The sequence below is a fragment of the Leptospira levettii genome, assembly GCF_002812085.1.
In the GTDB taxonomy this organism is placed as follows: Bacteria; Spirochaetota; Leptospiria; order Leptospirales; family Leptospiraceae; genus Leptospira_A; species Leptospira_A levettii.
Genome location: NZ_NPDM01000006.1, coordinates 14,333 through 35,782, shown reverse-complemented (window position 1 = coordinate 35,782; position 21,450 = coordinate 14,333). Strand labels below are relative to the sequence as shown.

The 21,450-nt window shown below is 39.0% G+C and carries 22 protein-coding genes; 6 read left to right on the top strand and 16 right to left on the bottom strand.

Annotated elements, in window-relative coordinates; genetic code table 11:
- The first annotated feature begins 14 nt into the window (after positions 1-14).
- Positions 15-1,655 carry a DedA family protein gene (locus CH354_RS15435; protein ID WP_243396114.1) on the top strand — a complete coding sequence of 547 codons (1,641 nt, stop codon included), beginning with the start codon at positions 15-17 and terminating at the stop codon, positions 1,653-1,655.
- On the opposite strand, the gene CH354_RS15430 is transcribed toward CH354_RS15435, so the two are convergent.
- Genes CH354_RS15430 through CH354_RS15420 form a run of 3 tightly spaced genes read right to left on the bottom strand, consistent with a single transcriptional unit; the run spans position 1,630 to position 4,182 of the window.
- Positions 1,630-2,037, bottom strand: coding sequence for a DoxX family protein (locus CH354_RS15430; RefSeq protein ID WP_100727262.1), 408 nt, complete (start codon positions 2,035-2,037; stop codon positions 1,630-1,632). The two genes, CH354_RS15435 and CH354_RS15430, sit on opposite strands and share 26 nt — an antisense overlap.
- Positions 2,034-2,906, bottom strand: coding sequence for an alpha/beta fold hydrolase (locus CH354_RS15425; RefSeq protein WP_243396113.1), 873 nt, complete (start codon positions 2,904-2,906; stop codon positions 2,034-2,036). The genes CH354_RS15430 and CH354_RS15425 overlap by 4 nt, the downstream gene beginning before the upstream one ends.
- Positions 2,890-4,182, bottom strand: coding sequence for an adenylate/guanylate cyclase domain-containing protein (locus CH354_RS15420; RefSeq protein WP_100727263.1), 1,293 nt, complete (start codon positions 4,180-4,182; stop codon positions 2,890-2,892). Before CH354_RS15420 ends, CH354_RS15425 begins: the two co-directional genes overlap by 17 nt.
- 202 nt (positions 4,183-4,384) lie before the next feature.
- Between CH354_RS15420 and CH354_RS15415 the strand changes: the two genes are divergently transcribed.
- The gene (locus tag CH354_RS15415) at positions 4,385-4,762 is read left to right on the top strand and encodes a tetratricopeptide repeat protein (RefSeq protein ID WP_100727264.1); all 378 of its coding nucleotides are present in this window, start codon (positions 4,385-4,387) and stop codon (positions 4,760-4,762) included.
- A 77-nt stretch (positions 4,763-4,839) separates the two neighbouring features.
- Here the strand turns inward: CH354_RS15415 and CH354_RS15410 are convergent, their stop codons facing one another.
- Both CH354_RS15410 and CH354_RS15405 read right to left on the bottom strand, forming a co-directional pair.
- Complete coding sequence (locus CH354_RS15410; protein WP_100727265.1) at positions 4,840-5,688, bottom strand: flagellin N-terminal helical domain-containing protein; 849 nt, start codon at positions 5,686-5,688, stop codon at positions 4,840-4,842.
- 174 nt (positions 5,689-5,862) lie between these two features.
- Positions 5,863-6,708, bottom strand: a complete 846-nt coding sequence (locus CH354_RS15405; RefSeq protein WP_100727266.1) for a flagellin N-terminal helical domain-containing protein — start codon at positions 6,706-6,708, stop codon at positions 5,863-5,865.
- Positions 6,709-7,391: 683 nt separating this feature from the next.
- On the opposite strand from CH354_RS15405, the gene CH354_RS15400 reads away from it, so the two are divergent.
- A complete protein-coding gene (locus CH354_RS15400; protein ID WP_165780352.1) occupies positions 7,392-9,359 on the top strand; it encodes a response regulator in 1,968 nt (655 codons plus the stop codon).
- 68 nt (positions 9,360-9,427) lie between these two features.
- Here CH354_RS15400 and CH354_RS15395 read toward each other — a convergent pair whose 3' ends face one another.
- Genes CH354_RS15395 through CH354_RS18375 form a run of 8 tightly spaced genes read right to left on the bottom strand, consistent with a single transcriptional unit; the run spans position 9,428 to position 16,940 of the window.
- Positions 9,428-10,258 carry an LIC_10740 family protein gene (locus CH354_RS15395; protein ID WP_100727268.1) on the bottom strand — a complete coding sequence of 277 codons (831 nt, stop codon included), beginning with the start codon at positions 10,256-10,258 and terminating at the stop codon, positions 9,428-9,430.
- Complete coding sequence (locus CH354_RS15390) at positions 10,233-11,345, bottom strand: N-acetylmuramoyl-L-alanine amidase family protein (protein WP_165780353.1); 1,113 nt, start codon at positions 11,343-11,345, stop codon at positions 10,233-10,235. Before CH354_RS15390 ends, CH354_RS15395 begins: the two co-directional genes overlap by 26 nt.
- Positions 11,309-12,919 (bottom strand): DEAD/DEAH box helicase, encoded by a 1,611-nt coding sequence (locus CH354_RS15385; protein ID WP_100727269.1) that lies wholly within the window; start codon positions 12,917-12,919, stop codon positions 11,309-11,311. Before CH354_RS15385 ends, CH354_RS15390 begins: the two co-directional genes overlap by 37 nt.
- 8 nt (positions 12,920-12,927) lie before the next feature.
- A complete protein-coding gene (locus CH354_RS15380) occupies positions 12,928-13,770 on the bottom strand; it encodes a class I SAM-dependent methyltransferase (RefSeq protein WP_100727270.1) in 843 nt (280 codons plus the stop codon).
- Complete coding sequence (locus CH354_RS15375; protein ID WP_100766531.1) at positions 13,767-15,869, bottom strand: tetratricopeptide repeat protein; 2,103 nt, start codon at positions 15,867-15,869, stop codon at positions 13,767-13,769. Before CH354_RS15375 ends, CH354_RS15380 begins: the two co-directional genes overlap by 4 nt.
- An 8-nt stretch (positions 15,870-15,877) precedes the next feature.
- On the bottom strand, positions 15,878-16,300 hold the full coding sequence (gene nusB / locus CH354_RS15370; protein ID WP_100719589.1) for a transcription antitermination factor NusB: 423 nt from the start codon (positions 16,298-16,300) through the stop codon (positions 15,878-15,880).
- On the bottom strand, positions 16,297-16,764 hold the full coding sequence (ribH, locus tag CH354_RS15365; RefSeq protein ID WP_100719588.1) for a 6,7-dimethyl-8-ribityllumazine synthase: 468 nt from the start codon (positions 16,762-16,764) through the stop codon (positions 16,297-16,299). The genes nusB and ribH overlap by 4 nt, the downstream gene beginning before the upstream one ends.
- A gap of 23 nt (positions 16,765-16,787) precedes the next feature.
- The gene (locus tag CH354_RS18375) at positions 16,788-16,940 is read right to left on the bottom strand and encodes a hypothetical protein (protein WP_165780354.1); all 153 of its coding nucleotides are present in this window, start codon (positions 16,938-16,940) and stop codon (positions 16,788-16,790) included.
- Positions 16,941-17,040: 100 nt separating this feature from the next.
- On the opposite strand from CH354_RS18375, the gene CH354_RS15360 reads away from it, so the two are divergent.
- Positions 17,041-17,484, top strand: coding sequence for an SET domain-containing protein (locus tag CH354_RS15360; protein ID WP_174705010.1), 444 nt, complete (start codon positions 17,041-17,043; stop codon positions 17,482-17,484).
- 82 nt (positions 17,485-17,566) lie between these two features.
- Here CH354_RS15360 and CH354_RS15355 read toward each other — a convergent pair whose 3' ends face one another.
- From CH354_RS15355 to CH354_RS15345, 3 genes are all read right to left on the bottom strand, one after another.
- Positions 17,567-17,773, bottom strand: coding sequence for a hypothetical protein (locus CH354_RS15355; RefSeq protein WP_100719586.1), 207 nt, complete (start codon positions 17,771-17,773; stop codon positions 17,567-17,569).
- 67 nt (positions 17,774-17,840) lie between these two features.
- Positions 17,841-19,427, bottom strand: a complete 1,587-nt coding sequence (locus tag CH354_RS15350; RefSeq protein WP_100766530.1) for a glycoside hydrolase family 57 protein — start codon at positions 19,425-19,427, stop codon at positions 17,841-17,843.
- A complete protein-coding gene (locus CH354_RS15345) occupies positions 19,427-20,176 on the bottom strand; it encodes a hypothetical protein (protein WP_100766529.1) in 750 nt (249 codons plus the stop codon). The genes CH354_RS15350 and CH354_RS15345 overlap by 1 nt, the downstream gene beginning before the upstream one ends.
- A 104-nt stretch (positions 20,177-20,280) precedes the next feature.
- Here CH354_RS15345 and hpf point away from each other — a divergent pair, with 104 nt between their 5' ends.
- Both hpf and CH354_RS15335 read left to right on the top strand, forming a co-directional pair.
- Positions 20,281-20,568, top strand: coding sequence for a ribosome hibernation-promoting factor, HPF/YfiA family (gene hpf, locus CH354_RS15340; RefSeq protein WP_100719583.1), 288 nt, complete (start codon positions 20,281-20,283; stop codon positions 20,566-20,568).
- 6 nt (positions 20,569-20,574) lie between these two features.
- The gene (locus tag CH354_RS15335; RefSeq protein WP_100727274.1) at positions 20,575-21,447 is read left to right on the top strand and encodes a tetratricopeptide repeat protein; all 873 of its coding nucleotides are present in this window, start codon (positions 20,575-20,577) and stop codon (positions 21,445-21,447) included.
- Positions 21,448-21,450: the final 3 nt, after the last annotated feature.

Genomic DNA, 21,450 nt, shown 5'->3' with positions numbered 1-21,450 from the left:
AAATATGATTTCAATTGACCAATTCCAAAAAAAAACTAAATTCGTCTGCAGTGGGAAATATATTTATAATTCTCTTTTTTTCTACCTTTGTCTCAGAAGACTTAACCTGTATCACGTCTGGTTTACTTGCAAAAGAAGGAAGACTTCTACTCCTTCATGCAATCATAGTCACTGGACTCGGAATTTTTGTAGGTGATTTACTGCTTTATTTGGTGGGATTCTTTTTTGGATCGTATTTAAAATTATGGAAACCCATACAAAACTGGGAATCCAAGATTAGTTCCCATACTCTTTACAAACATTGGAAATCAAAGTTTAGTCTTTCGGTAATGATTTCTCGTTTTTTACCTGGCACGAGGTTACCCCTTTATTTATTAAGTGGGTATTTTAAAATGCCATTTCTCGTTTTTGTATGGAGTAGTTTGTTTGCTGTTTTGGTTTGGACCACTCTTTTTGTTTCCTTGGTATTTTATTATGGAAAATGGATCACCACAATCTATACAAACCAATCCAATTTCGGGACAAGTATTGGAATTGGATTTAGTTTTTATGTGCTCTACCGTTTTTTCCAAACCATACTCATTCCCGAAAAGAGAAAAAATTTTTTACTCCAATGGAACAAGTTATCCCAATTGGAATTTTGGCCAAGTTCTCTCTTTTATCTTCCACTCATACCTTATCTCATTTATTTGGCCGTTCGCTACAGAGGTATTCGGTATCTCACAGCGACAAATCCAGGGATCATCGCTTCAGGAATTGCCGGTGAATCCAAATACGAAATCTTAAACCTCATTCCAAACAAATACATAGCCAAATCATGTTTGGTATCTGCAAACAAGAAAGATCCAGAAACTTTGATCAAACATTGGCTCTCCCAAAACAATATTCAGTTTCCTATCATCGCAAAACCAGACAAAGGTGAAAGAGGGTTTTTGATACAAAAAATCCATTCCATACAAGAACTCAAAGTAGTTTTACAAAATTATCCTATCGATTGGTTGTTACAAGAGTGGATCGAAGGACCATTTGAAGTGGGAATTTTTTACTACAGGTATCCGAATGAATCACATGGAATGATTTTCTCTGTAACGGATAAAGTGTTTCCCGAAATCATTGGAGATGGAATCTCAACCATAGAATCTTTGATTGAAAATCATCCTAGATTCCGTTTCCAAATGGAAGCCCATAAAAAACACAATTTTGGGAAATTGCACCACATCCTACCACTCGGAGAAAAACAAAGGATTGGTTCGATCGGAAACCATGTCCAAGGTTGTATGTTCCAAGATGGAAGTTATCTCCTCACAAGAAAACTAACAACAGAATTGATCAAAATAGGAGACAGGACAAAAGGATTTTACTTCGGAAGGTTTGATATTCGATTTCAAAATGTAAAAACATTCCAAGAAGGAAAAGGATTTAAAATCATCGAACTGAATGGAGTGACAAGCGAATCTACCAATTTATATGATCCCAAGTTTTCCATCAGACAAAGTTATTCTATTTTATGGAAACAATGGAAACTAATCTTTGAAATTGGGTTCCAAAACTACCAAAAAGGAATTCAGTTGTATCCATATGGAAAATTGGTCCAATTGATTCGCAATCACAACGATTACCGAAAAAAATTCAGTCGATTGGAAAAAAGTCTCTAAGATAAGGAATTTTTCTTCTCTCATAGAAGGCCACATACAGAGACAATAGGAATACAACAAGGGCTAGAATAAAAAGTAAACCACCATCATTTTGCACAACAATTCCGAGAAATACCAAATGTGATAAAATTGCACCTAACATCAAATTTGATGCCATTAAGGCACCTAACCATACCAAACGAGGGAACAATAGGAGTAAAACACATATAGTTTCTAAAATCGCCAATCCAATTCTCCCCCACGGTTCCATGGCAAGAACTGTAAAGATGTACTTAGATTCTTCTGAACCAGTAAATTTAAAATATAAAGTTTGTCCTATGATAAGGACAATCAATACTCTTGCGATGTTAAAACTATAAGGATGAAATAGGATTAATTTCATTGGGATACCTCTTTGAGTAAAATTGATTTGATTTCAGAAAACCTAGTCCAAGGGATAAAATGACTTCCGCCGCTTAGAAGATACACTTTCGAGTCACCTTTGTATGATTCATGTTTCAAAAATTTTGTGTGTTCCCATGGAACAAGTCCATCCGAATCGCCATGGATCATCACGACAGGAAACTGAGATTGTTTCATTGCAAGGGCCAAACCGATTAAATCTTGTTTTAACTGGAACATTTCTTCGTTACTTCTCACCCAAGACTTGGGCAAAATCCACTCGATGATATCATTCTTCGCAAGATGGTTATAAAATCTAAGTTCTTCATACATGGGATCCATTGGTGCCGAGAGTAAAAACACTTTTCCATCCTTCTTTAAACTTTCATTGCATAAAAGGAACGACTTCATCGCAACAGGTCCTCCATAAGAATGCCCAACAATTGTAATGGAAGTCACTGATAGTTTTTGACTCTCAACAAACGATTGGATCATTTCAGAAATAGCTTTACCTTGGGTAGTCACACTGGGAATAAATTCCTCTTGTTTTGAGTAACCAAATCCAAGCCGATCAGGAGACAACATACAAAAATGAGTTTGGAAATCCTTATCTAACATATAAGACAAAAAATCGGAACCATTCCCGGGAGAGCCGTGAACAAAAACCAATAATTTTGATTTCGAATGGCAATCATTTGTTAGAGTGAATATGTTTCCCTCTTTCGTTGGGATTGTAAGTTTCTCGATATTTTCTTTTCCTTCTAGATGCGGAACACATTGGAGAAACAAGATCTGAAACCAAATTACAATTTGGATCCATTTTTTTGGATCCATCATATACAAATGGATTCGGTTATGATTCAACTTCATTTGTATAAAACAAAGCACCCGTTTTATAAAGCCTTTGGAATAATTCGTTTGGAAGTTTGGAATCAAGGGGACTTGCATATTCAGGCAAAAAACCTTTCACCAAGTACATTTCAATGTCAGCTTTGTTTTTGATCGAAACAAATCCTCTTGGTTCACACTCAAATATTTTTTTGACTTCTTCATATACAGATCGCGAAATATTTACTTCAGCAACAACTCCACTACTCTCGAGTCTACTTGCCGTATTAACCGTATCACCCCAAACATCATAGGCAAATTTATCACTCCCAACAACTCCCGCAACGAGAGGTCCTACATGTATTCCTAAACGGATTTCCCAAAATACCCTACCGTGTAAATGATGGATTTCTTTTTGTTCAGCCATAAACGATTGGAATCCCAAGCCACATAACACTGCATCAACGGAATTGGAGTTATTTTCATTTGGAATTCCACCAACTGCCATATAGGCATCACCTATGGTTTTTATTTTTTCCATTCGATTCTCTTTACAAATGCGATCGAATGCACGAAAAATTTGATCAAGTTCATGAACTAAAACTTCAGCATTCATTGTTTCTGCAATTTTCGTAAACCCAACCATATCACAAAATAAAACGGAAGCTTTCTCATACCGTTTGGGTGCCACTCTTGCTTCCCTTTTTAATTCATCTGCAATGGGTTCGGGTAGGATATTGAGAAGTAATGCTTCTGACTTTTTTCTTTCTATATTCAGATTACGACTTAGGATAAAAATCAAAATCCCAGTCAGAATTTGTACGAATAAATAATTTCCACCAGCATCCATGTAGCGATCCATTTCAGTGGCATATCCTGTGACCCAATCTTTGTGAAAGTATTCCACTATATAAAGAGAAGCAGAGACACCAATATAAATGGAATAAACAATCCATATATTATGATTCCGAATGAGGATCAGTGCAATCACAAGCGAAGGAATCAAATAATAATGATTTCCACCAATGGAACCTCCATTAAAAAACCACATTGATGCAAGATAAAATAAAATCGTTAAGTTAAAAGGCCAATACAATATGAAGTAGATACTTTTGACTCGGCTTAAGTAGTACATGACAAGCAAAAGAATCCCAGAACTAACATTCAAACAGATGAGAACCAAATAATTCTCTAAATACAAAACTCCAAATACTCCCAGTAAATTTAATACTCCATTTACGAGGGACACTGTATTAAATAATCGATGTTCGAGTGAATGTTTTTTTGGGTCTCCGAGTAAGAGGTATATCAATTTCATTGTAATTGATCAGTATCACCTTAAAAACCAAACGGATTCAACCTTTTTTCTTTGTATAATCGTAAGGCGAACTAAAGAAATCCATTCAAACTTAGTTAACTCAATCTCTATACCTTACCGTACTTCATGCTATTTCCTTCAAAGGAATCAAGCCCATCATCTCAGTTGACATTTTAAATGGAGCTGTTACAATCTAGGCTCTATGGATATTCATGGGAAAAAAGCACTTCGAGTCTTAGATGCGGCAACCAATGCAACAAGGATGGGGGCCAATGAGAAAGCAATTCGTTTATATCGTGAATATCTAGATATGGTGGATCCTTCTTTCACTCATGGAGTCTGGAATTCAATGGCAGAAATCTTATTTGAGAAAAAGGAATATGATAATTCTCTTTCACACTGCAATCGAGCATTGGAACTAATGAAAGACTTTATCCCTGCATTAGAATTACGTGCGAAAATACATAATGCCTTAGGAAATACAACTGCAATGGAAGAGGACCGAAATACCATTAACAAACTCAATGCAATAGAACAGGCAAAGTGGGATGACCCCAATCACTATTATCATTATAAGTGAAACAATAAAAAAGCCCCTCCTCAAAGTTTCCTTCGAGAAGAGGCAACCGTCTTAAGGCAACTCTTGCCTTCTACAACTTAAGCGTTATTCAAAAGTCGTAGTACAGAATTTGGTCTGAGGCTGGCTTGCGCTAGCATTGCCGTACCGCTTTGCACGAGAATTTGTTTCGTCGTGAGCGCTACCATTTCCTCAGCCATATCTGCGTCCCTAATCCTTGATTCGGATGCTTGCATATTTTCGTATGCACCCATGAGGCCTTTTGCAGTACTTTCGAGCCTATTTTGATAAGCTCCCATATCTGCTCTCTGCTTCATGATCTTGTTCAAGGCGAAGTCCGCTTTTGCAATCGCTTCGTCTGCTTTTCCAGGTGTAGAGAGTGCAATTTTAATTGCCCCTTCTGACATCTTAAGTGCTTTCGAAGTCATAGTTCCAATGTAGAAACGCTCTCTTTGCTTTGCGTTTGCTCCCATGTGAAACCACATCGATGCTTTCGTTGACTTTCGAGCGAAGTCTCCTTCAAACAGTTTCATTTTATTGAACTCTGCTTGAGAAGCAATTCGATCGATCTCATCCACCAGCGCAGATACTTCTACCTGCACGAGTTGCCTGTCCTCAGGTGTGTAGATTCCGTTCGAAGTCTGAATCGCCAAGGTTCGGATTCGTTGGATGATTTCAGCCGACTGGTCAAGGTAACCCTCTGCAGTCTGGATGAAACTAAGTCCATCTTCCGTATTCCTTTCCGCCTGACGTAAACCACGAATTTGTGTTCGTAGTTTTTCCGAAACAGCAAGACCAGAAGCATCATCACCGGCAAGGTTAATCCTTTGCCCAGTGGAGAGGTTCCTCATGGTCTTATCTACATCCCATTGTGTAAACTTGAGAGCACGATGTGATTGTATCGCACTCATGTTGTGATTGATAATCATTGGCCTACACTCCTTTGTGTATTACCAAGAACGGTATGTATTTCGTTCTTAGCCGGACAATCCCTGTCCGGTGTCAAGGATGAGCTTTCATTTTGCCACCTGGCAGGGGAAAGCCGGCTGATTATCTAATTACAACTCTTCAGTTACACTAACCACTCTCTTCGTTAACGTATGTTAACGAAGGAGAGAAAGAACTCCTTGTGGACGAACATTCGCTTGAGCTAACATAGCAGTTCCAGATTGAACTAAAATCTGGTTCTTTGTGAAAGCCACAGTTTCTTCTGCCATATCCGCATCACGGATCCTAGACTCGGAAGCTTGGGTATTCTCATAAGCGTTCATGAGCCCTTTTGCAGTATGCTCAAGACGGTTAAAGTAAGCACCTAAGTTTGCTCTTTGTTTGCTAATACGTGTTAACGCAGCATCCAAAGTTCCGATCGCATCATTTGACTTATCAGCAGTTGATAAAGATAAGAGTTCTCCACTTTGACCTTTAAGATTGAGTGAACGTGCAGTCATTGTAGCAATGAACACTCTTTCTCTTTGGTGCATGTTTGGTCCAATATGGAACCACATGGAAGTTGCTCTAGATCCACGAGCAAAATCACCTTGAAGCAAATTCATTTTATTGAATTCTGCTTGAGAAGCAATTCTGTCCACTTCATCGATAAGTTGTGAAACTTCGACTTGGATCATTTGTCGATCTTCTTCAGTATAAATACCGTTAGACGATTGAATTGCAAGAGTTCGAATTCTTTGAATGATATCATTCGATTCTTGTAAATACCCTTCCGTTGTTTGGATAAGGCTCATACCGTCTTCGGTATTTCGTTCTGCTTGTCTAAGACCATTCACTTGCGTTCTCATTTTTTCCGAAACGGCAAGGCCTGATGCATCATCACCTGCTCGGTTGATTCGCATACCAGAGGATAGTTTTTCCATATTCTTGGAAACTTCCTCGTTTTGGAACTTGAGGACGCGATGTGAGTTGATCGCGGCTAAATTGTGGTTTATGATCATTGGTTTCCTCCTTGAAACTTGATCTGGCAAACGAGAGAATCCCTTCTCTCGCTTTTTTTTGTGTCTGGCTTTCAGGCCCCATTGGTGCCTAAAATCTCTATTTATTCCCTTAGTATGTCGGTACTTGGATATAAGAAATTAATTCGAAGAAATTGGGATATTTTTGGAGTATTTTAAGGTTAATTGCTATTTTTTAGCATTTTTTGGCTACTTTAGCGTTTTATTTTTTTTAAAAAAAAATTCTATTTTTCCCAATACGATCATCGGAATTTCTCCATTTTCCATGAGCAATTTTTGAAAAAGGGAGAAATTCTAAAGGGAAAACCCTGATTTGTGTCAAAACCTATCCGTGGTTCCGTTCGAACAGGATTTGTATGATCGAAAACTCACTTCTTTCCTTATGGTCTGTTTCTACAATTTCCTTTATCACGAGAGGACTAAAGGATTCTATATTCTTATCTAAGTACATTCTGATCTTGAATGAATATAACTAGTACAAACAATCATAAAGTTTATTAAATCTTATCTATCCTAGTCTCTTAAAACCAATACATCTCTATTTAATAACTTTCTTAAATAATTTATTGCATTTGTTTTACAAATTTTGATCCATATTCAAAAAAAACTTCAAACAACTACGTCCTATGGTGTATCACAACTTAATTTTTGCAGATGAATACAGAATGGTAGATTTAGAAAATTTTCGATTTATGGACGACCTAAGTTTTGGCGTACAAGTGATTAGCCATGAACTTCGTTATCTATATCTAAATAAAGTTCTCCTTCGTGAAATCAATATGCAAGAAAACCAATTATTAAATCAACATATGTCTAAAGTTTTCCCAGGTATAGAAAATTCAGATATATTCAAAGCCATCGAAAAAACGATCATAACAAAAATGCCCGAAAAAGTAACCAATGAATTTACATTACCAAACGGTAATACCACATATTATGAATTAGACTTACAGCCTATTCCACAAGGTGCCATCATATTCTCAAAAGATATCACAGACAGTAGTAAAAGTAAAATATTCTTAGAAAAAACGAATGAAAGGTTAGAATCTGAAATTAAATCAAGAGTTCTTGAACTTGAGGAATTGAATCAAAAACTGAAGGAAGAGACCAAACGAGCAATTGAAAGTGAAAAATCTAAGTCCGAGTTCCTTGCCAATATGAGCCATGAGATCAGAACTCCTATGAATGGAGTAGTAGGAATGGCAGAACTCATCTCTCTCACCGAATTGACAAATGAACAAAGAGAATATGTTCGAGGGATGAAATTAAGTTCCGATCTATTATTGTCCATTATCAACGACATTCTTGACTTCTCGAAGTTAGATTCAGGGAAAGTGAGTCTTTTTAAAGAGAATCTTGACATTAGAGATTGTATATCCGATTGTTTAAAAATTTTTGAATATAAACTTGCTGATAAAAAAATTGATATAAACTGTTATATTAGCAACAAAGTACCAGGTTTAATTATAACCGATGAAAAAAGATTAAAGCAGTTGGTGATCAATTTGATTGGCAATGCAATCAAATTCTCTAAAACCAATGGAGAAATCCAATTAACATTAAAAACCACATTTAAAGAAAATTCAAAATTTCTACAATTCTCTATTAAGGATAATGGCATTGGAATCAATGAAACAAAACAAAACAATCTATTTGATGCGTTTGTTCAAGTTGATTCATCGATTACAAAAAAATTCGAAGGTACAGGTCTTGGACTTGCCATCAGCTATAAAATTATTGAACTTATGGATGGGCAAATTTGGTTTAAAAGTGAGGAAAACATAGGTAGTACATTTTCTTTTAAAATCCCACTAAAGGAAGCCGAAATACAAGACTTAGAGTATATAAGTCGAGAAACAATTAACTTTCCAAACAAAGATTGTTTAGTCATTACCGATAACAGAAGGAATCAAAAAGTTTTCAAATATATGCTAAATTATTGGCAGATAAAAACAAAAATTTACAATGACCCAAAAAAAGCGATCGACGAAACTAAAAACAAAAAACCCGATCTCGTCATCATAGATTCATCATTACCCGAAAATTCCGTAATAGAATTAGCATCAGTGCTAAAAACAATACATAACACAGAAATCAATATGATTCTTGTTACTTCACAAGATATCCAAAACCTAACTCAACCAAAATATTCCTTCGACAATATGATTTCAAAACCAATTCGCATGAAATCCTTGTATGAATTGATCAAAGGAATAATGGATAATAAATCCGAGTCTAAAAACGATTCTAATCTTGATTTTTTTAAATTAAAAAATAGTTACAAAGCACTCATAGTTGAGGATAATTTACTGAACCAACAATTTGCAGAGAAAATTTTAAATAAATTTAATATCTCAACCAAAACAGCAGAAAATGGTAAGGTTGGATTAGAACTTGCCATGAGAGAAAAATTTGATTTCATTTTAATGGACATACATATGCCTGTGATTGATGGAATTGAATGCACTAGACTGATTCAAGAAAAATTAAAAAATCCTCCTCCCATCATTATCATGTCTGCAGATGTTTTCAAGATTTCAGAAAATTTCAAAATCAAATTAGATGACTTTATACTCAAACCAGTTCGAATTTCAGATATCAAAGAAATTTTTAAAAAACTCAAATTATCCTAACTATTTAAGGATAAAATTACAAAACTAAATATTTTTTTCTGACCCTTACTTTAGAATTCAATCCTTTATCATTGATTCTGTAATCCATTGGCCATAGTTTCAAAGTTATATTTTGAAGGTAATTCACCTGAAAATTTATGTTCAATGGATTTGATTTCTTTGAAGTTTTCAAAAAGACTTGCGTTTAACGCACGCAAGGTTAAATCCATTGCTTGGATCCTTCGTTTGTTTAATACTTCTTCCGATTCTTTAGGACCAGTTTCCGTTCCACCTGTATAATAAGTGATGGTGTCAACTGGTGCATTAGAATTTTCTTCATCGGCATCGGCTGAATCATCTTCTGATTTGGTACGAGGTAATCGGTATTTTTCCATGATGGACTCTAATCGATTTGTATTCCAATCAATTACCAATTTTTGATTTTGATTGAGAAACCAAGATTGTTTGATCGCAAAACGAATGTCCAAAAGTTTTTTGGGGGAAAACAGTTTCCCATCTTTTGCCAACGCCTCCACTGAATCAAAATATGGTGGTGCTCCCACCTCACCAACAATTTGGTAAATGAGAGCAGTTGGTTCCTCTTGTTTTAATACCTTTCTGTGGATGGGAATTTGTTCCCCTTCTCCATTAGAAATATAAATGATGATGGGTTCCCTATGGTCGAACGAAGGATAGGAATACAACTGGAAAGGAACGAGCAATCGGAATGGATTTTGTTCTGCTAAGATGAAAAAACTAAAAAACAAAAGTAAACTAAACCAAGAACCAAATAAAAAAATAAAATCACGTGTGAGTTTGGTTTCCCCTGTTCCAATTTTATAAAACCGAATGGATATGGTTTTTAAAAATTCCCAATAGTTCTTAAGTAACTCTTTAATCTTTTGCAGATGCGTATTCATGAATTCCTTTAATCACACTCCGAGCAATTTTCTTTTGGAAGGTTTTATCTCGTAGTTTTTTACTTTCTTCAGGGTTTGTGAGATACCCCATTTCCACAAGTACAGCAGGCATAAGGCTTCCTCGCAAGACGGAAAAATCTGCCTTTTTCACTCCACGGGAGGGAATTTCAGGGCTAAGGGATTTTTCGTATTGGTCTGCAACCGAATCTGCTAATTTTTTAGAACGCCTTTGGGTCACACTCGATAACATCTGGGACTGGATCTGCGAAACCACTGGATTTTTGTGTTTTCCAATATATCGATTTTCGATGAGGGCCGTTTCCCTTGCGTTTTCTGTACTTGGACTTTGCGAAAGGTAATACACTTCAAATCCAGCTGCCTTTTCGGAAAGAGAGGCATTACAATGGAAACTGATAAAAATCACATCTCTTGTATCAGACAAAACACGATTGGCAAATTTAGAACGATCTTCTAGTTCCACAAAACGATCGTCTTTACGCACCATCTCCACCCGAATTTCAGGGTAATACTTCCGTAAGTACAAATAAGTATAACGAGCAACACCAAGGCTTACCTCTTTTTCAAAATACCCAGTGGTATCAGAAGTCCCAGGATCCTTTCCCCCATGACCTGCATCAATGATGATGGCTTTCACACCTAAGTTACGTTTGGGGATGGTCTCCTTTGGCACAAGGACAATGAGTTCCGTTTCTTTGAATTGGTAACGAACATCATAAGCAATTAAATTGAGTAAAATTGCTTCCACTAAGTCGAGAGGAAGGTAAACTTCTTCTTCCTTTTTTAAAATGGCTTTTGGTATTTTATAAATTTTACCATCCAAAGTATAAAAACTACTGCCAATCCGAAATTGGATATTCCCTTGTGGTGTATAAATGGAACCAACATTGGTGTATTTTTTAAGTTTGGTTGAAAGTTCAGGTAAAATGGTTTTTAAATCAGAAAAACCAACATAATTCCCTTTCCCGTAAAGCGGAAGTTTTGTGACTTCTGCATTTACGAGACATGGGAAAACAATCAGTAAAAAAAGGATTAATCTTTTTTGAAAAATGAAAGGATTCGTTTCCAAATCGATTGTTTCTGTTTTTTGGATTGTTTCACTTCGTTGATATCGAAGAGATTCCGTCTTGGGTCATTCTTTTGAAAGGATTTCCCATGTTGGTTTTTCTTATGCCCGGGTTTGCCTTTTCCATCTTTTGTTTGGTGGCCATGTTTGAATTCATGGTGGGTCATCTTCGCTGGGTGTTTGTGATCACTTGGGTGCCCATGGTTATGGCCATCGGGATGAGACATTTTTGCCGGTGGGTGTCCACCCGATTTTCCTTTATGGCGATTTCTGTCACCTGACCGGTGTTCGCCTCTCTCTCCACCATGTTCTCTGCGGTCCCCTCGGCCAGACTGGTCTCCTCGTCTTGGTTTTCCACCCCTACCACCTCGTTCGCGGTCTTGGTATTTTTTTTCACCAGGGATCACTTCATCGGCAAACACAGGAGTGAATTCACCCGCTGGGAATTCTAAGTATTCCTCACGGATTTCACCCACAGGGATTTTCGAGTTGAGATACTTTTCAATGCGTTCGAGTTCTGTATAATCCGTTTCGGAACAAAATCCAATGGATTGGCCTTTTCTCCCCGCACGTGCTGTACGACCAATGCGGTGTACATAGTTTTCTGCATCTTGAGGCAGGTCATAATTATAAACCACATCTATGTTTTCGATGTCAATCCCACGAGAAGCAACATCGGTTGCGATTAGGTATTTGTACTTACCTGCTTTAAAATCACGTAGGAGACGAATTCGTTTTTTCTGGTCCAGTTCTGAGGAAAGTCCTGTTGCCGTAATTCCATATTTACGTAAGACAGATACGATCTTTGGGATATTCATTTTGTAGTTGGTAAAAATGATGCCAAGGCCTTCGATTGGATAGTTTAACAAGGAATTGACGAGGTATGGAAGTTTTTCTTCTCTTCCCAAATGTAAGAGAGTTTGGTCGATCCGCTCTGTGATGACTTTTTCCGGGTTGATGTGTACTTCAATGGGTTCGTTCAAATACCGGCTAGCGAGTCGAACCACTTCGTAACTGAGTGTGGCACTAAAAAGAAGGGATTGTTTTCTGTTTTTACATTTGTGGAAGATGTATTTTAGGTCTTGGACAAAACCCATATCGAACATTCTGTCCGCTTCATCCAGGATCACCACTTTGATGTTTTCCAAGGAGAGTCCATGGTTTTTCACAAAGTCAATGAGTCGTCCAGGGGTTGCCACGATGATACAAGCTTTGTTTCCAAGGGCTTGTTCTTGGGATTTGTAATCAGTCCCTCCGATGATGGTGGCCACACCAAAGTCTGTGAACTCGAGTAATTTTTTTGCTTCTTCTGCGATTTGGATTGTGAGTTCTCTCGTCGGTGCAAGGACAAGTGCATACGGAAGTGCTTCCTCTTCCTCTGCAGAAAGAAGTCTATGCAAAGTGGGAAGTAAAAAGGCCATCGTTTTTCCTGTTCCAGTTTGGGCAAGACCTGTGAGGTCGTTACCTTCCATGGCGAACGGGATGGATTTGGCTTGGATGGGTGTGAGCTCTATGTAACCGATTTTGTCTAGGGCTTTCTTTAGAGACTCGTGGAAAGGTAATTCGTTAAATTTCATATTGGATTTCAGTGTGTTCTTTTTCTGGCAATCAGTTCGATGGTATCACCATAGGCAAATTGGTTTGCGTATAGCCGATACAGCCATTCTGGGAGTTTGCCTCGGAGGCCTAAATCCCGGTAGGAGTGATACGACATAGGTCTAACATAGTTCACGTCAAAGCCAAGGATTGACAAGAGTTTTTTCAGGGAGTGGACTGAGTAGTCAAAAAAGTGGTCAGAAGGATGGGTCATAAACCATTCCTTGGGATTGGTTTCAAAACTTGGCCCAAAACTGGAAGGAACCGCCAGATACAAAAACCCACCGGGTCGTATCCAGGTCTGCAACCTTTTCCAAATCCCATCGATGTCCTGAATGTGTTCGATCACAAAAAAGGCAGAAATCACAGAGAAGGATTCTTTCCATTCGCTCTCTTCCACAGAAAGTACGGACCGCCTTTCTACCTCCAGACCCAGAGTGTTCCTCGAATATTCCACTTCTTTTGGTGAAAGTTCAAGGCCTTTCGTTTGGAATCCGGCAATCCTTGCTTCGTCTAAAAAAAATCCAGCGGCCGATCCAATCTCCAGTAGTGTTTGGTTTGGAAACGGTTTTCTCACACAAGGGTCAACGTTTTCTTGAGGAGCGAGAGGAACTAACTTTGCCAAGTTTGCGAGCCTACGTTTTGCCATGGCACGTAGGTTTGATTCGTCTTCGTAATAAGACTTTTTGTATTGTGCCATGTATTCTTCCATAAAATAACTATCCCCGTATTCTCTTTGTTTTGCGGGAAGAAATCGCAAAACACCTGTGCGACGGCATATTTCGTAATATTCTGGGAATTTACGATGGGGGATAAAATCAAACAAACTCAATAAAAGGTTCTCTTTTTGGATTCCAAAGATTTTTCATATTGGGCACGAGCTGCTCGTTTGTTTTCATAGGCTTCTGATAAACTTGGATTTAAATCAATCGCAGTTTGGAAACTAGAGAGGGCTCGTTTGAATTCCCCATTTTTAAAATAACAAACACCCAAATAATTATGGGCTTTAGAGGAAATGGTGGGTGTGACATCCGAACGAGTGATGACGGTTAACTCTTCAATTGCTTTTTCTCTATCCACAAGGGAACCTGAATCAATGAGAATTTTGGCAAGTACTAACCTTGATTCCATATCCTCTGGATCAATGTGTGTGGCACGAAAGGCTTCTTCTTTTGCCTTTCTCGAAAGCCCAGAGTTTCCACTGTTTGCATAACTCAAAGCCAGTTTTCTGTGTGCTAGTTTGATTTCTTTAGGGTCTTTGGCATTTTCCAAAACATACACTAACATCTTTTCGGCGGCAGGATAATTTTTGGTTTGGATGTAAACATCTGCAAGTTTTAACCTTGCTTCAAACAGTTCCGGTTTCCAAGCAATGGCTTCCTCGTATTCGGAAATGGCTTCAGAATAAAAACGATTTTCTAAATAATAATCGGCTATGGCAAGTCTTGAGGGGACATGATTGGGATCAAGTGCTTGGGATTTCCGCAAAGACTCAATCGCCATCGTAGGTTTTCCGGCATGTAAATAGGAAAGACCCAAATTATAATACGCAGCTTGGTTTTTAGGATTTAAAGCAAGGGCTCCTTCAAATGCAGAGATACTTTCCGAATACCGTTCCATTTCATCTAAGATGATTCCTAAATTCACATACGCCGTTTCGGAATAGGTATCCCCTGGCGTCAGGCGGATGATCCTACGGAATAGGCTTTCTGCTTCCACGAGTTCACCCTTTTTGTAATAGAGCTCGGCTAACGCAAACAGAGAGTCCACATCCGATGGTTTTAAGAGAAGTGCTTTTTTTAATGCGGTGATCGCCATATTGGTTTGTCCCATGGACAAAAACGCATCGGCAATGTAACGATACACATCTGGTTCGTTGGCATTCGAATCAAGTGCCTTTTGGAAGTATTTGGCCGCCTCTTCAGGGACTTTTTTCTTTAGATACACCAAACCAAGATTATAGTAAGCTTTGGCATCTCCCGTTTTCAAACGGATCACTTCTCGGAAATAATACTCCGCACGGTCGTAGTCTTCTCTTTGGTAAAAGATGGTACCCAGGTGGCCATAGGACAAAACGGCTGTTTGGGAATTCGGTGCTGTTTGTACTACTTTTTGGAACTCAGAGATGGCTTCGGCAATATTGCCTTGTTTTAAGTAACTAATCGCAAGGTTATAGGTAAGTGTCACATCACTTGGGGCAAGCGCCTGCCCTTCTTTATAGGCTTCAATCGCACTTGTCGGGTCTCCAATTTCTTGGAACAAGTTTCCTTGTAAGAGTGCCACACGGTAGTCGTTAGGTGCAATTTCTTTGGCACGCTGGGCGGCACGCCTTGCTTCTTCAAATTTCCCTGCGTGTTTGAAAGCGAGGGACAAATTATAAAAGGCAAAATAGTTTTTGGAATCGTATTGGATGGCTTTTTCCAATCGTTCAATGGCATTGATGTAACGCCCTGCTTCATCATACATCACCCCAAGTACAGTGAGAGCGATGGATTTGTCTTCGTCACTGCCGGGGGAATTGAGAAACTCTTCACAAACAGTGCCAACTCGGTTCACATAACGGTTGTGATAGGCATTGAGACAAGCTGCTAGTTTTGGATTCACCGAATCATCTGGCAGATACGGTTTATCCACAAGTAGGTTCAGTGCTTTTTTGTCTGTAGGAAGGTCTTTTAGGACTTTGGCAATTTCTTCAGGATTTTGTTTTTTTTGCAAATACCACCAGTAAGCGGCAGTTAAAAAACCAAGGATGAGTAAAACGAGAAACGACCAAAACAAAAACGATAATACTGGTCGCCTTACGGTTGTTTCTGATTCGTAAGTAGTCTCTTTCTCTTTTCCCAGGTTCCTTAAGTATGGATCTTCCTGGTAATAACTTGGCTTGGAGGTTTGTTCCTCAATGCGAAAGCGGTTTTTTTGGATAGGATCCATTTCTTTTGTTAGTGGGACTCTTTTGTTAAGATCTCCTTCTTATAGAAGGCATCGAGTAGTCCGTTGATGAATTGTGCTGATTCGTCCGTTTCAAATTCCTTTGTGAGTTCGACCGCCTCATTGATGACAACGGGTGCTGCAAGGAAAGGTTCCTTTTGCAAACTCAGGATGGATAAACGTAAAATACAACGATTGACAACGGAAATACGCGAAAGTTCCCAATTCTCCGAATACTTCTTAATTAGAGTATCGATCGCTTTTCGATTTTCGACCACTCCTTTCACAAGAAAGACAGCATAATCCTTTTCTTCGCGGGTGATTTTTTTGTCGTACCAATCGAATTTCATGGCACGATCGGGGTCTGTTCCCACTAAATCAATTTGGTAGAGGCACATGAGGGCAAGGCTACGCCCACGGTGTCTAGAACTCATCCGATCTCTTTGAAAAGATTTGCCATTTCAATGGCTGTAGTTGCTGCTTCGTATCCTTTGTTTCCCGCTTTGGTCCCTGCTCGTTCAATGGCTTGTTCGATGGATTCTGTGGTGATGACACCAAAAATCACAGGAACGGATCCATCTGCTACGGATCCTACTTTTGCTGCTTCCCCAGACACTAAGTCATAGTGAGAAGTAGCTCCTCGGATCACGGCACCTAGGCATACGATGGCAGAGAATTGGTATTTTTTAGATTGTAAGACACGTTTGACAGTTTGTGGGAGCTCAAATGCTCCTGGAACATAGATGACGGTCACATCAGAGTCCGCTACCCCATGTTGTCTGTAAGCGTCTTTTGCCCCTTTTAAGAGGGACTCGGTAATGAATTCATTGAACTTGGAAACGATGACACAATGTTTTTGTCCGTTTCCAATTCGTGTGCCTTCCAATAAAGCTGTCATGTATCCAAGTTCCAAAAGAGGGGTTATTTCGCAAGACGAATGACGAGGGTAATTTTGCCATCCGGATTTTCCACGACTTCAAAACCATCTCGTTCCAGTGCCTTTTTGGCTCTGTAAATGGCCAAATTCACAACATTGGATTTGTCATCCGTTTGTTTTTGTGGTTCCCGTTTCATAGGCCCCCCTCTTACTTTTTAAGTTCGGAGTCGGACATAGTGAATCTTAAATACCAATGACTTTACAAGCGAGAATTGTTTTCCTCTTATGTCATATAGGATGAAAATGAAGAAAAAGAAATCTGTTAAGAAGGCCAAAAAAAGAAAACCGGTTGTGTACACCGAAAAGGATTTTATCGTAAAACCGTCTTCTGTTCCCAATATTGGTATGGGACTTTTCACCAAACAAACATTATACAAAGGGGATACCGTTGGTTATTACATGGGTAAAATCATTACCGATGAACAAGCGGAATCCAACAAATATGTAGATTCAAAATACCTACTTTGGATCTGTAAAGATTGGTGGATTTATGGAGAAGGACGCGAGTCAAATTACACTCGTTATATCAACCACTCTTCCAAACCCAATGCAGAACTCATCACATCTGTTCGTTGGAAAACAGCAAGATTCAAAGTCTTAAAAACCATCAAAGAGGGCGAAGAAATCTTTTTTGATTATGGAAAGGATTATTGGGATAACGTGGACTTCAAACCGAAGTGATTTGATTTTTCCCTTTGGTAAAAGATTCAAAAACCCGCTAAAAACAGATTTTTTTTGCGGGTGGACCTACGATCGTTTTGTTCTATAAAATGCCTTGGCCGAATCCAGATGGTTTTCGGGTCACCTCGGCTTTATCAGCTCGTTCCAGAGTTTCCACATACCGAATGACCGAATCATCCATACGGAAAACTCCTTCTTGGGTTTCGCGGTGGTTCCATTGGCAGAACACAACATTTGCCAAAACGAACAAAGCGATGAGAACTAAGGGAAAACGGTAAAAATTCGTCATACATACCCTCCGATCTCTTCCAGTTTCCAAAACCTAGTTTCTCTCGGCAATTTCTTTTAGAATGATTCTAGCGAAAATCTTCGGGTCTGATGTCTGGGAAAGCATTATTTTCGGCTTCGGCAGCCTCGAGTGTGGTCAGGTCTACGGGACCTGTGAGCATGGCCTCGAGAGTGAGAAACAAATTGGTGTGTACATTGGTACGACGGATGGCATACTCCACCATGGTTCCCGTTTTCATGATAAAGGCCCAGTCACTACTTTGCAAAAGGAGGAGTTCCCTTCCCATTTGTTTTAGGATGCGGATTTGAGTTTCTGTACCCGATCCAAATTCATGAACCCGTTTGTGCATCCGAATGCTTAGGTCAAGGATGAGGGGATAAATCCAATCATTGGTAACATTCAGCCAAACATCACCATACCCATTTTCCCCCCAACTGGACATCTTCATCTCCACCGATTGTACCCTCGGTAATGCTCGTGCCGCTTCTAGAGGATGGGAAAGTTGGATGGTGTTTTGGTTGAAATGGATATTTTTGAATAAAAATTCAATGAACTGTGGGCCTTCATACCACCAGTGACCATATAACTCTGCGTCATATGGAGAAACGACGACTGACGGTTGTTTGTTCATCGCATACAGATGTTCCGCTTGTTTGATTCGATTTCGTAAAAAATCTTCGGCATGGTTTCCCGCTGCCTCCATTGCCCAATCAGGGTGGTAGTATCCTTTGTCCTGGGTTTTTCCTGTGATGCGATAGTATTTGATACTGGTATTGATGCGGATTCCATTTGAATGAAGGTAAGGTGATATCTCTTCCCAAGGAAGGTCATGTCCAATATCACGATAGTATTCACGGTAACGGAAGTCCCCAGGGTAACCATCAATTGAACTCCATACCTGTTTGCTACTCTCAGGGTCTCGGCCAAACGCAAAAACACCATACCCCACTTCCACAGGTGCATACACTCCAAACTTAGGCCTTGGGCTTGCATGGGTAATGCCATGTGTGTCCACAAAAAAATAACGAAAACCCTCACGATCGAGTTCCTCTTCTAAGTTTTCCGTGTAACCACATTCAGAAAGCCAAATCCCTTTTGGGTCCCTACCCCAGATCCTACGAAAGGTCCTTCTTCCATTTTTCAATTGGGAACGAAACACCGACTTTTCCGAATCATAAAATGGTAAAAACGCATGAGTGGCAGGGCTTGTCATCGCTTCGAGTTCACCCGATTCGATAAACGGCAAAAACAATTTCGTCAAATCTCCGTTTGTCTCTTCGAAGATGGATTCTGTATCTAAAAAATGTTCCAAATACCGAGTTGCTAAATAGTGTAAATGAGGATCCGTTTTTGTTCGTTTGGTTTCATGGTTTGCAAGTGAGATTAGGTTTTTGATGTACTTACGAAATTGATTTTGTAAGTACGGATCCACTAACATTTGAGAAAGAGTCGGAGTAAACGACATTGTAATCCGAAACCGGACTGATTCCTTTTTTAAATTTCGAAACACTCGGATGAGAGGGATATAGGTTTCGAGAATGGCTTCGTTTAACCAATTTTCTTCAATAAAAGGAGTGTCATAACCAGGGTGTCTAACAAATGGTAGGTGAGCATGTAATACAAAAACCAAATGTCCCTTGATCGAATGATGCATCAAAGAATTCCCTTTCCAGAACCCGACCCATTGGCAAAAGGAAAATTTTCATTTGGCAACGAATCTTGGTTAGTTTGTTTGTTTCTTGGATTTACATAATAACCACTTGCGTTTGTTTCTCGAAAGTAAAATTCACCACTCGGACTTTGTGTCACAAGCCCCGCACGAATCCATTCAGGGTGGATCCACTCTTTGTCCAATCGAAAGGACTCAGTGCCAAGTGGTAAGTCTTTCCCTGTGGAATGTAAGGAAGGAATTTCTTTTTCTAAATAAGAAACAAAAATGGTACATTGGATCATTTTCACAGGAAACATAAACTTCAGATAATAGGATTCTGTAAAGGGAGGAAGGTCGTACCATTCTACACGATCACTTCCAAAGACGTTTTGGTATTCTACTTTCAAACGAAACTTTAGAACATCGGTAGTTTGCACTTCCAATTCTTTGGTCATTCGTTCCAAGGTGTTTTCTGAAAATTTCCAAAAGACAAACGCTTCTTTCGGCGACCGAACTAGTACCTTAATTAAATCTTCGGTTGGGTAACTGGGATGTTTTGTATATTTGGAATCATTGTAAATTTTAGGAAGTTTGTTTGGTGGTAAAGATCGAGTTTCACTCGGTGGTTTTACGAGTTCTTGTTTGGAAAGGATCTTGGATTCATTTTTTGCCTTAGGTTTTGCAGGAGATGCCGATTTTTTTTTAGCCGCTTTTTTTTTGGCGGCTTTCTCTTTCTTTTCTTCCTCTGCCATGCATACAAGGAGTATGCCTCGAAACACCCACCTTCAATTCTTTTTTATTTGACGTTAGCTTTTTTTCCAAAATACAATCATTCCATACCAAATTGGGACAAACTATGAAAATCAATTATACTTGGAAACACTTAGACCGATCCGAAGCTGCTGAAAAATATGCAGACGAAAAACTAGAACGAGTGACAAAATTCGTACAAAAAGTTGTCTCTTGTGAAGTTTCCTTTGAAGCCATCCACGGAGAAATCAACGCTAACCTCAAGTTACACGCTGATGGAAATAATTTTAACGCACACAACCAAGACAAAGACATTTATGTTTGTATCGATGGTTTAGAAGACAAAATCATCTCCCAAACAAGCAAACACCACGACAAAAAAAGCCAACACTAATCTCTTATGATCCAGAAGTCGGAAGAAGCACTCACCTATCTTGGAAATGGTGAGTTTCAAACTGCTAAATCTATCTTTTCTGTACTTCTGGATCGTGATCCCGAGGACATTGCCACCATCAGTGGTTTTTATATCGCCAGTTTTTGGGACCACAGACTCGACCTCATTTTAAAAACTAGGGAAGGAAAAGAACGGGGAAAATTACTGCTCCAACTTTTTTCTGATTTTGAAACGGAAGTGCGAAAACGTGGATTTCAAAACACAGACAGTTTTATTGTCACACAAGATTGTATCTTAAAAGAAGCAAGAGACCATCTCAAACTTGCTTACCAATGGGAAGGATCAAATGCTCTCGACAAAGAGTTATTAGGTGACCTTGCCCGTAGTCTCATCAAAATCCAAGACTATTCGATGGCAATTGAAGTTCTATTATATGGTGGGAACAAACAATCGCCTGTCCTCCTGTATTACCTTGCAGAATCCCAAGTGATGACGGGAAAAGAAAAAGAAGGAATCGAAAATTACCGCATTGCCTTTTTAAATGACCCACAACTTTTTCCCTATACCATTGTACGTTGGCCACCGTTACTTAACCTCATTGAAAAAGCAAATTCCTTTAGCCAAAATGAGGAGGAAATGAAAGAACTGGTACCTGTGTTTGCCTGGAGAGAAGGACTCTTTGTCACCGGTGGCAAAAAAGAAGAAGGTACCATTCAGATTTGGTTTAGTGAATTAAAACGCCTAACAGAAAGCAAAGAAAGAAGTGGAGGGAGTTTTCGATTGGAGGCAAGGATTGAACAATTTGCACTGGCCATCCTAAAATGTGCAGACGACATCCGTTCACGGGATGCCGTTTTGTTTGCCAAAAACTTAATTTAGTTT

Excerpts from the sequence above, each read along its gene's own strand:
- CH354_RS15430 (WP_100727262.1), bottom strand. The coding sequence starts at position 2,037 with ATGAAATTAATCCTATTTCATCCTTATAGTTTTAACATCGCAAGAGTA.
- CH354_RS15425 (WP_243396113.1), bottom strand. The coding sequence starts at position 2,906 with ATGAAGTTGAATCATAACCGAATCCATTTGTATATGATGGATCCAAAA.
- CH354_RS15420 (WP_100727263.1), bottom strand. The coding sequence starts at position 4,182 with ATGAAATTGATATACCTCTTACTCGGAGACCCAAAAAAACATTCACTC.
- CH354_RS15415 (WP_100727264.1), top strand. The coding sequence starts at position 4,385 with ATGGATATTCATGGGAAAAAAGCACTTCGAGTCTTAGATGCGGCAACC.
- CH354_RS15410 (WP_100727265.1), bottom strand. The coding sequence starts at position 5,688 with ATGATTATCAATCACAACATGAGTGCGATACAATCACATCGTGCTCTC.
- CH354_RS15405 (WP_100727266.1), bottom strand. The coding sequence starts at position 6,708 with ATGATCATAAACCACAATTTAGCCGCGATCAACTCACATCGCGTCCTC.
- CH354_RS15400 (WP_165780352.1), top strand. The coding sequence starts at position 7,392 with ATGGTAGATTTAGAAAATTTTCGATTTATGGACGACCTAAGTTTTGGC.
- CH354_RS15395 (WP_100727268.1), bottom strand. The coding sequence starts at position 10,258 with ATGAATACGCATCTGCAAAAGATTAAAGAGTTACTTAAGAACTATTGG.
- CH354_RS15385 (WP_100727269.1), bottom strand. The coding sequence starts at position 12,919 with ATGAAATTTAACGAATTACCTTTCCACGAGTCTCTAAAGAAAGCCCTA.
- CH354_RS15375 (WP_100766531.1), bottom strand. The coding sequence starts at position 15,869 with ATGGATCCTATCCAAAAAAACCGCTTTCGCATTGAGGAACAAACCTCC.
- nusB (WP_100719589.1), bottom strand. The coding sequence starts at position 16,300 with ATGAGTTCTAGACACCGTGGGCGTAGCCTTGCCCTCATGTGCCTCTAC.
- ribH (WP_100719588.1), bottom strand. The coding sequence starts at position 16,764 with ATGACAGCTTTATTGGAAGGCACACGAATTGGAAACGGACAAAAACAT.
- CH354_RS18375 (WP_165780354.1), bottom strand. The coding sequence starts at position 16,940 with ATGAAACGGGAACCACAAAAACAAACGGATGACAAATCCAATGTTGTG.
- CH354_RS15360 (WP_174705010.1), top strand. The coding sequence starts at position 17,041 with ATGAAAATGAAGAAAAAGAAATCTGTTAAGAAGGCCAAAAAAAGAAAA.
- CH354_RS15355 (WP_100719586.1), bottom strand. The coding sequence starts at position 17,773 with ATGACGAATTTTTACCGTTTTCCCTTAGTTCTCATCGCTTTGTTCGTT.
- CH354_RS15350 (WP_100766530.1), bottom strand. The coding sequence starts at position 19,427 with ATGCATCATTCGATCAAGGGACATTTGGTTTTTGTATTACATGCTCAC.
- CH354_RS15345 (WP_100766529.1), bottom strand. The coding sequence starts at position 20,176 with ATGGCAGAGGAAGAAAAGAAAGAGAAAGCCGCCAAAAAAAAAGCGGCT.
- hpf (WP_100719583.1), top strand. The coding sequence starts at position 20,281 with ATGAAAATCAATTATACTTGGAAACACTTAGACCGATCCGAAGCTGCT.
- CH354_RS15335 (WP_100727274.1), top strand. The coding sequence starts at position 20,575 with ATGATCCAGAAGTCGGAAGAAGCACTCACCTATCTTGGAAATGGTGAG.